This is a genomic window from uncultured Gimesia sp. (assembly GCF_937919775.1).
GTDB lineage: Bacteria > Planctomycetota > Planctomycetia > Planctomycetales > Planctomycetaceae > Gimesia.
This window is the reverse complement of record NZ_CALFPF010000664.1, coordinates 1-9135: the sequence shown is the minus strand read 5'-3', so window position 1 is coordinate 9135 and position 9135 is coordinate 1. Positions and strand designations below refer to the sequence as shown.

Below are 9135 nucleotides of genomic sequence, written 5' to 3'. Positions count from 1 at the left end.
CAAGAAGGGTAAAGAAACAAACAATGCGAATAAAAACAAGCTAGGTACCAACAGCGGTCGCGATTGAATGGACTGAATCCAGGCAGGCCATTCGGCGAGTTGTTCTGTGTTGATGACATAGGGGACCAGCGCCAGGAAAACCACTAATCCCACGCCCATGACTGCCATTGTCTCATAGGCGGCTGTCAACGCGGCCACGGAAACACGTACGCCGTATTCTTTTAACAGTCCGGCCCGAATCAGTAATACGGATACTTTGCCTGGAATGTATTTTCCCAAATGACCACAGTAGTAAGCGCGTGCGGTTGGCCAGAAGCCGGGATGTTCGTCTGAGGCAATCATGAGCTGCTGCCAGAACCAGACCGAAGGCAACCAGGCCACGAAATTGCAGAACCCCGCGAGAATCAGCCAGCCCGGTTTGATCTGGATTTTTGCCAGGGACGCTCCCTGCTCCTCATAAAGCTGATACCCCTGACGCCCCACGAAATACAGGACCAGCGCCAGCAATCCCCACTTAATCGATTTCCAGACCCAGGTCGAAACTGCTTTTGAAGTCGATGTGGTGTGCGTGTGAGACATAAACAGAATGTGCTTCGTTAGACAATTTTTAAGACAAGGTAAAAGTTTGAGTCAACAGGCTAGCTGACATCTTTCTGTACTTTCGCATTCTCAAACAATGTTTTTACAGAATCACGTCGCAGAATCAGAATGGTAGAGATGCCAATGATGGTTCCAAAGGGGATCATCAGACATTCAAACGCCGCCACAATGAAACAAAATTTATAATTCTCAAATCGGGCCAGAGACTGTCCTGCCAGTATAATGCAAAATAAAATAACGATCCCAATTAAAAAGATCACAAAACCGAAGCCCAGCAATAATGCAACTTCCACTTCAGGATTTGATTGCTCGAGAAATTTTCTATACTCGTCGACGAGAATGAAAATCGCTTTATAATAGAGGTAAGAGACAAACAGATTAGTAATCCCAAAAATGATCTGTACTTTCGAGAGTATCTTCAGATGTCGTTGGTCTCGGTCCATATATTCCGCCCATTCGATTCGGTTAGTTTCAAAAACATTTAACCCGCGTTTGATCTTTCATGTCACATTTGTATCGACCAAATTCAGGGAGCAGTCGCAGTTTCTGCTACAGGAATCGGTTGAACTTCGCCGGTTTCACGAAATTTACCGGTTTCCAGGAAACGCAGCGTATTGGCAGTCGTCTCGGCATCACTCATCATAAAGGAATGGAGTACGGGGAGTAAAATAAAATCAGCAGCCCCCGGCAAACGAGTGCTGCTCACGCCCACAGTACCATCATTATCCCCACGAATCAGCGGATTATACCCCTTCAAGGCATTCCGTCCACCGGCAATCACTCCGAAAGGAAAGGGAGGCGTGGGCAGAGCGGCGATAAAATCACTGTTTGCCTCAGTTACCAGTTGCTGGCCAGCCGGACCAAAGATGACTTTAAATAATAAATTGGAGCGAAACCGGTCTGCCATATCCGCCCCACGATTAGGAACTCCCAGCATCACCATCCGTTTGATTCGGGGATCGGCGGTTGTCTGCTGTGCCACCCAGGATCGGACGACCAGCCCGCCCATACTATGTACCACCAGATCAATTTCTTCGATGCCTTCCAGCGAACGAATGACCTGTTCCAGATATTTAGCATTCTCCGGTATCGTGAGTTGCGTGCTGGGATAATCGAAAGGGACCACCAGCCAGCCGGCATCCCGACAGGCGCTCTTCATTTTTTCAAAAGACTTGGAGGAGCGAATGATGCCATGAATCAGAATCACGGCCTTTCCCTGCATGGGTTTCAACTGTGCGGCTTGCCTGATTTCGTCCAGTCGTTTTTGGCATTCTGACAGTGTTCCGCTGGCATGACGCTGATCTGCGGAATCTAACAGGCGATAATGCTTGCTGATCACATTTTGCTGTATTTTCCAACCTTGAAAAAACTGTACATCACCCCAGAATTGACGACCACCCATCGTTTTCATAAGTAGCACTTTCTTATGGATTTCCTCAATTTCCTTCTGCACGGTCGATTCTTGCGGCTCATCAGCTCCACCAATCGTCGGTAACAGGCCCAGCAGAGCGATTCCAGTCCAGACAGATAAAAGATTTCGCATTTCACGCCATCCGCGGTATCGGACACAGTCACTTATTAAGTAAACTTCTACAAGGCATTGTATCGATTCGGCGAATATATAGAATGCCTTTTAATGAAGTCCGACAATTTTTATGATGGCTCCTCTGATCACAGCTGAACTATGATCGCAGCAGGGAATGCCAATCGTTTTGAATATCAGAGAATCCCTCAGGAAGGATCGTTTAACCAATGGACCAGCAGCAGACTTTAGCAGACAACCCTCTTATGATTTCAGAAGGGCTGCCCCACTTTGATCGCATCGAAGCTCACCACATTCAACCGGCTGTAAAATCGCTACTTGAACAATCAAATGCCGATCTGAAGAAAATCGAAGAACAGGCAGAACCATCCTGGGAAGGGTTGATGCAGCCTCTGGAAGAATTAGATCGCCCCTGGGAACGTTCGTGGGGGCCGGTCGGTCACTTGCTGGGAGTCAAAAACACACCCGAGTTACGCGAAGCCTACGAAAGCGTTTTACCGGAGATTGTCGCTTTCTCGCTGAAGGCAAAACAAAGTCAGCCGATTTATGAAGCCATGAAAACGCTGCGTAACAGCAGTGAATGGAACAAGCTCAACGATGCGCAGCAGAGGATCGTGGATAAACATCTTCTGTCAGCCGAACTTGCCGGCATCGGACTTGCAGGCGAACAACTCACGCGATTTAATGAAATTGCTACGGAATTGTCGCGTGTCGCCAACAAATTTTCCAACAACGTACTAGACGCGACGAAAGCGTTTACACTGATCATTACCGATGCCAGTGAGGTGGAGGGATTTCCGGAAAGCCTTAAACAATTAACGGCTCAATCCTACAATAGCTGGGATCAGAAAGAGGCCGAAACCGAGGCGACTCCTGAAAACGGCCCGTGGAGAATCAGCCTGGATTTCCCCTGCTTCGGTCCGTTCATGCAGCACTGTCGCAACCGAAGCCTGCGGGAAAAAGTATACCGGGCATTCATCACACGGGCTTCGGAAGGTGAAATCGACAATACTCCTTTGATCCCCCAGATTCTGAAATTGCGCAAGGAAAAAGCCCAGTTACTCGGATATGCGAATTTTGCCGAGGTCAGCCTCACCGAAAAAATGGCGCCCAGCATCGAAGCTGTCCTGGAAATGGAAGAACGACTGCGTATCGCTTCATGGGACGCCGGCCAGCAGGATTTGAAAGATCTGCAAACCTTCGCCGCAGAACAGGGTGAAACCGCAGCGATCATCCAATGGGACTTTGCTTTCTGGTCCGAACGACTGCGCGAGCAGAGATTCAGTTATACCGACGAAGAATTGCGTCCCTATTTCTCGCTTGAGAAAGTACTGGATGGCCTGTTCCAACTCGTGCATCGAATTTTTGGAATTACCGTCACGCCAGCACCGGAAGGGGCTCCCGTCTGGAATAAAGATGTCCGTTATTTCAGCATTGCCAATGAAGCAGGAAAAACCATTGCCGGTTTTTATCTCGACCCTTATGCGCGACCTGCAGATAAGCGAGGCGGTGCTTGGATGGATGATTGCCTCGGTCGCAAAATCATTAACGGAAATGTACAAATTCCGGTCGCGCATCTGATTTGTAATTCGACTCCGCCGGTGGGATCAAAGCCGTCACTGATGACGTTTCGCGAAGTGGAAACACTCTTTCACGAGTTCGGACATGGCCTGCAGCACATGTTGACCATCATCAATGAAGCCGATGCTGCCGGCATAAATGGGGTGGAATGGGATGCGGTCGAACTGGCCAGCCAGTTCATGGAAAACTGGTGCTACCATAAACCAACATTGCTGGGCATGGCCAAACATTTTAAAACCGGCGAAACCTTGCCGGATGAGTTATTTGAAAAAATCAAGGCAGCACGAAATTTTCAGGCCGGGACACAAATGCTGCGACAAATCCAGTTTGGTGTCGTCGATCTGAAACTGCACAGCGAATTTGATCCGGATGGTCCACAATCCGTGTTCGACGTGCAGCGTGAGGTCGGCAAAACCTCATCGGTATTACCCATGCTCCCGGAAGATCGTTTTCTGTGCTCCTTCCAGCACATCTTTGCCGGGGGATATGCGGCCGGTTATTTCAGTTATAAGTGGGCTGAAGTCCTCAGTGCCGACGCTTTCAGTGCGTTTGAAGATGCGGGCCTCGATGATGAACAGGCAGTCGCCGAAACCGGCAGACGTTTCCGTGATACGATTCTTGCGATGGGGGGCAGCCGCCATCCGATGGATCTCTTTAAAGAGTTCCGGGGCCGCGAACCCAGTCCTGAACCACTGTTACGTCATACAGGACTCCTGTAAATTCAACCTGCGTCATCGATTATTTCGTAAGTCTGCAAAGACATCTGTTTTCACATTCAAGACAGGGCGTAATCATCCAGGTTGCGCTCTGTTTTTGATTAAACGATGGCCCGACGCAGACGCTTGAATCATATTTTTTGTGCGGCGCGGGATGAGAAATTCGGCCTGAAACAGGCCTTTGATTTCCTAAAACCGGCGATTCCAGCTTGTTCGCTAAAATGCTTGCAGGAAATAAGTTCGACTGATATGATCCGCCCAAACCAATGTCACAATTCACCTGCACTTACGACTTAAACAAGGATGGCGATTAGATGGCAAATCATCTTGAGCAGGCTATTAAAGACAAGACAGCAATTATTGGAATCATCGGCCTGGGATACGTCGGGCTACCGCTGATTGATGCCTTTGTGAATAGTGGCTTCAAAGCGCTGGGTTTTGACGTTGATCAGAAGAAAGTCGATCAACTTCAAGCTGGCAAAAGCTATATTCAACACATTCCTTCCAAAACGGTGTCTGCCTGGCTGGAAAAAAAACAGTTTGAATCGACGACCGATTTATCACGCATGAAAGAAGCTGATGCACTGCTGATCTGCGTACCTACCCCGCTTACCACCAGCCGTGACCCTGACCTGACCTATGTGGAAAATACGGCAAAAGCCATTGCAGAAACCTTACGTCCCGGCCAACTGGTGGTACTGGAGAGTACAACATATCCCACAACCACCCGAGACGTTCTGCTGCCGATTCTGGAGGCCAAAGGCCTGACCGTTGGCGAAGATTATTATCTCGCCTACAGCCCCGAACGGGAAGATCCCGGCAACCCGGATTTCTCCGCTGCGAGAATTCCCAAAGTCGTCGGCGGTATGGATGAAAACAGCCTGCGAATTGCCTGCGCCTTGTATAAACATGCGGTAGTGAATGTGGTCCCTGTTTCTTCAGTCGAAGTCGCTGAAGCCTGTAAAATTCTGGAGAACACCTACCGCGCTGTCAACATCGCCATGGTCAACGAACTCAAAACATTATTCGACCGGATGGGCATCGATGTCTGGGAAGTCATTGATGCAGCGAAAACCAAGCCCTTCGGTTTCCAGGCCTTTTATCCCGGTCCCGGATTAGGCGGACACTGTATTCCCATCGACCCGTTCTATCTGAGCTGGCTGGCCCGTAAGGAAGGACTCACCACACGCTTCATCGAGTTAGCGGGAGAAGTGAATACCAGAATGCCCCGGTACGTCATTGACCGGTTGGCAGAATTCCTCAATCAGCAGTCGAAACCTCTCAAGGGAAGTAAAATCTGTATGCTGGGCGTCGCCTACAAAAAAGATGTCGACGACCCGCGCGAAAGCCCTTCTTTCCACCTGTTAGATCTGCTGCTCGAGCGGGGTGTCGAATTTACTTATAATGATCCACACATCCCCAGCCTCCCGAAGATGCGGCATCACAATGTGCCGGCGATGGAAAGCCAGGAATTAACGCCCGCATATCTGGCAGAACAGGATTGTGTGCTGATCGCCACCGACCATAGTGCTTATGATTATGACTTTATCGTCAAGCATTCGCGCATGGTATTGGATACGCGGAACGCGACCAAAAATGTCACGCAAGGCCGGGAAAAAATCTTCAAAGCTTAAGCACTCATTCAGTGACCATAGCACAGCCCGGTTCCTTTAAAACCGGGCTGTTTTTATTCCCGCTTCTGATCTGATTGAATTAGACAACAATCTGTTCAAATGCCTGCTGTTGCTGGCGGAACTGTTCGTCGGTCAGCACCGGAGTCAGATTGCCTGTAGGAAATTCACGTGAGAGCTCAACCCAGGTTCGACAGCCGGCATAACGTGTTTCGTTTTCCACCTCAAATGGTTGTGACTGCTGGTATGCACGAATGAGTAACACAAACAGCCCCGGATTTTTATATTCAAACCGCTGCTGAATCGTTTCCTGATTCAATACCTGAATCGAATTCAAGCCGGGCAGCGCTGACGGTGTTTTGATTTCCAGAACCTTCTCAACAACAGCATACAGCGCCAGCATGATCTTTCCCGAAGCAGGTTCCATCGCAATCGGTGCTGTGAGCAAATCGCTATATTCTGGCTGCAACTGCTCGGCCCCCTGATGAAAGCGGGTCGGAAAGAGCCAGAACTCCCGATGTTCAACGCGAAATCCCTGTTGTCCTTCGTGAATGCCCCCTTTACGGACAATCACCGACTGCAGCCCCTGCCCTAATGCAGCGCAGACAGCGCCCCACTCTTTAAATGCGATTTGATTCTGTGACAGCATATTTCCAGGTCACTTAAAAGCTGTGATGCTACTTTTTCGTTGAACGCGGATTTTTCATCCAGTACAGGTAACCATCTTCGGCTCCGACAATCAGATCACGAATGCCGTCTTTGTCCCAATCGACCGTACAGGGACTGCTTGTATGACCGGCCAGCTTCCGCTCGCTGAGGGGACCCTGATTTTTTAAGACCACTTTTCCGTCCACGGTTTTTTCATTGCGAAAGAAATCGGCATTCATACTGTTCACAAGCAGATCCAGCCGACCATCGCCGTCCCAGTCAACAATATGCAGTTTATAGCGACCACTGCCGCCCGCCCGTTTGGGATTCATCTGAATCGGCTTCAGAGTTTCATCCACAAAAATGCGCTGCCCCGGTAATAATTTGAGTTCCTTGCCCTCACGAACCCGTTCAAAAAAAGCAAGATATCCCTCATGATCCAGCATCACCAGATCGGTCAAACCGTCCTGATTATAATCGACGGCGACAGGCGTTGTTCTCCACTGAGTGACCAGTTGATTGCCGCGCGGATTCCACCAGTTCCAGGCTGGCTTCGGGGCAGCCCCATCCCACTCCACATTGACCGTCTGTGCGGAAGCCAGTTTTGGTTCTTTCCGTGTACCGATATTCTGATACCAGAGAATTTCTCCCCAGATCGAATTCACCAGCAAATCAGGCAGACCGTCCTGATCCCAGTCTGCGACGGTCTGGGTGGTATAACCCCACTTTGCTTCACAGGGACCTTGAATCGATCCATTAGGGCCCGCCTGAATGCGAATCGGTCGTCCTCCTGCCTGCAGATAACGTGGTGCAGCCAGTTTGGGTGAATGCGGGTTGCCATCCAGATTTTCGATCAAAGCAATATAGCCGGCGGTATTTCCGCAGATGAGATCTTCATCCCCGTCTCCATCCCAGTCAAAAGCATAAGGGGTTGCCAGCGCTCCAAACTTGACACCAGCCGCTTTTTGCCGGAAATAGCGCGGAGGGAGAAACTGAGGCAGCTTTCCCAATAGTTCCCCTGTATTCTCCATGAAAGCGACGCGACCATCTTCATCACCAATGACCAGATCGATATCGCCATCCTGATCCCAGTCAATCGCAGCAGGCACGATCATCTGCAGGTCCATCTGTAAAGGCTGGCCATTGCTGGCTAAGCGGCGACCGGCCACATAACGGGGCTCTGTTCGCGTTCCCGTATTTTCAAAATACGTCAATTGATCCAGGAACTCACCGCAGATCAGATCCAGATCGCCGTCATGATCGAAGTCGGCGAAATTGGGAGAGGGCCAGCCAAACACTTCCAGAGGCTGATCGCCAATTTTGATTTTGGTCGGTTGCTCATATTCCGGTTTTTCATCAGTCCCCGAATTTTGCAACACATAAACAAAGCCATGCAGCGGCCCATTGGTCCATTGCCCCTGTTCATTATAGGCGTCGTCCCATCCATAGTCGCTCCAGTCGCCGACCCCCACAATCAGATCCTGATCTTTGTCGCCGTCATAATCAACATAGTACCATTGATTCGCACGGACTTTTTTGCCGTGCACATTTTGTTCGACGGGTAAAGGGATCAGTTTATCAAAACCATTCTTTTTAAAATCGACCACTTCACGTCCCGAAACCAATACCCGTGGCTTTCCATTTACATACGAAAGACAGGTATTATGATATCCTTTCCCCAGGCGAACGCCGGGCGCAAAGACTGGCATTTTCTCTTTGCCGTCCGACCGGTTTTCGAAGAAGTAAGTCCCATTGGAAGGTTTGTCAGGACAGGAGACCAGCAGGTCCAGATCGCCGTCACCATCATAATCCATGGGAAGTGGCCAGGCCCACAACCCGACTCCCAAATCCACGTCAAGCTGCGGATTGTGATAGGTTAACTGCTCTAACTCTTCCGCTTTCAGCGAAAAAGTTCCTGAAAAAATCAAGACGACAGCACAACCCTGAAAAACTGTTCGTAAAAGGTTTTGAGCGACCATAATGGATTTTCCTAAAACGGAATGAGAACTATCGTTCAAAAAGCACAGACGTGCTATAATCTTAAGAATTTATGCCTTGCTATATTTAACTCTAATACTCTGGAAGATTCCAGTCGTTCAAATCAGTACTGAATCAATAAGTTGAAATATAATGAATTGGTTGCTTCTTTGTCGTTTATTGGGACTCGTGGGAATGCTCGTCGGGGCCTCAATGGTGTTCAGCCTCCCCTGGGCATTTCCGATTTTTGGTGAAACCCGCGAATTTGAAGTTGCGGGTTTCTGGGGCATTTGCGGCGCCATCGCCTGCAGCCTTGTTTCCGGTTCATTCCTGTATCTTCTGGGACGTAATGAGCGCGGAACGATCTTACGAAAAGAGGCCTTAGCCGTTGTGGGGCTGAGCTGGATTTATTCCGGTATACTCGGCTGCCTGCCTTTTC

6 protein-coding genes and 2 pseudogenes are annotated in these 9135 nt (G+C 49.4%); 3 read left to right on the top strand and 5 right to left on the bottom strand.

All coding sequences use genetic code 11. The features are described 5' to 3' along the window. From Q0294_RS18910 to Q0294_RS18900, 3 genes and pseudogenes are all read right to left on the bottom strand, one after another. Positions 1–579: pseudogene (locus Q0294_RS18910) on the bottom strand (hypothetical protein); the annotation flags it as partial. Positions 580–638: 59 nt separating this feature from the next. Further along, positions 639–1043, bottom strand: a complete 405-nt coding sequence (locus Q0294_RS18905; RefSeq protein WP_299468565.1) for a hypothetical protein — start codon at positions 1041–1043, stop codon at positions 639–641. An 83-nt stretch (positions 1044–1126) separates the two neighbouring features. Further along, positions 1127–2143, bottom strand: coding sequence for an alpha/beta fold hydrolase (locus Q0294_RS18900; protein ID WP_299468563.1), 1017 nt, complete (start codon positions 2141–2143; stop codon positions 1127–1129). Between the two features lie 209 nt (positions 2144–2352). Here Q0294_RS18900 and Q0294_RS18895 point away from each other — a divergent pair, with 209 nt between their 5' ends. Together Q0294_RS18895 and Q0294_RS18890 are read left to right on the top strand one after the other, a co-directional pair. Further along, complete coding sequence (locus tag Q0294_RS18895) at positions 2353–4443, top strand: M3 family metallopeptidase (RefSeq protein WP_299468561.1); 2091 nt, start codon at positions 2353–2355, stop codon at positions 4441–4443. A 311-nt stretch (positions 4444–4754) separates the two neighbouring features. Next, entirely contained in the window at positions 4755–6074 is a 1320-nt protein-coding gene (locus tag Q0294_RS18890; protein ID WP_299468559.1) for a nucleotide sugar dehydrogenase, read from the top strand. A 79-nt stretch (positions 6075–6153) separates the two neighbouring features. Here Q0294_RS18890 and Q0294_RS18885 read toward each other — a convergent pair whose 3' ends face one another. Together Q0294_RS18885 and Q0294_RS18880 are read right to left on the bottom strand one after the other, a co-directional pair. Then, positions 6154–6720, bottom strand: a complete 567-nt coding sequence (locus Q0294_RS18885) for a DUF1802 family protein (protein ID WP_299468557.1) — start codon at positions 6718–6720, stop codon at positions 6154–6156. 28 nt (positions 6721–6748) lie between these two features. Beyond that, the gene (locus Q0294_RS18880; protein ID WP_299468555.1) at positions 6749–8698 is read right to left on the bottom strand and encodes a VCBS repeat-containing protein; all 1950 of its coding nucleotides are present in this window, start codon (positions 8696–8698) and stop codon (positions 6749–6751) included. 151 nt (positions 8699–8849) lie between these two features. Here Q0294_RS18880 and Q0294_RS18875 point away from each other — a divergent pair. Further along, positions 8850–9135, top strand: a pseudogene (locus tag Q0294_RS18875) (TrkH family potassium uptake protein); the annotation flags it as partial.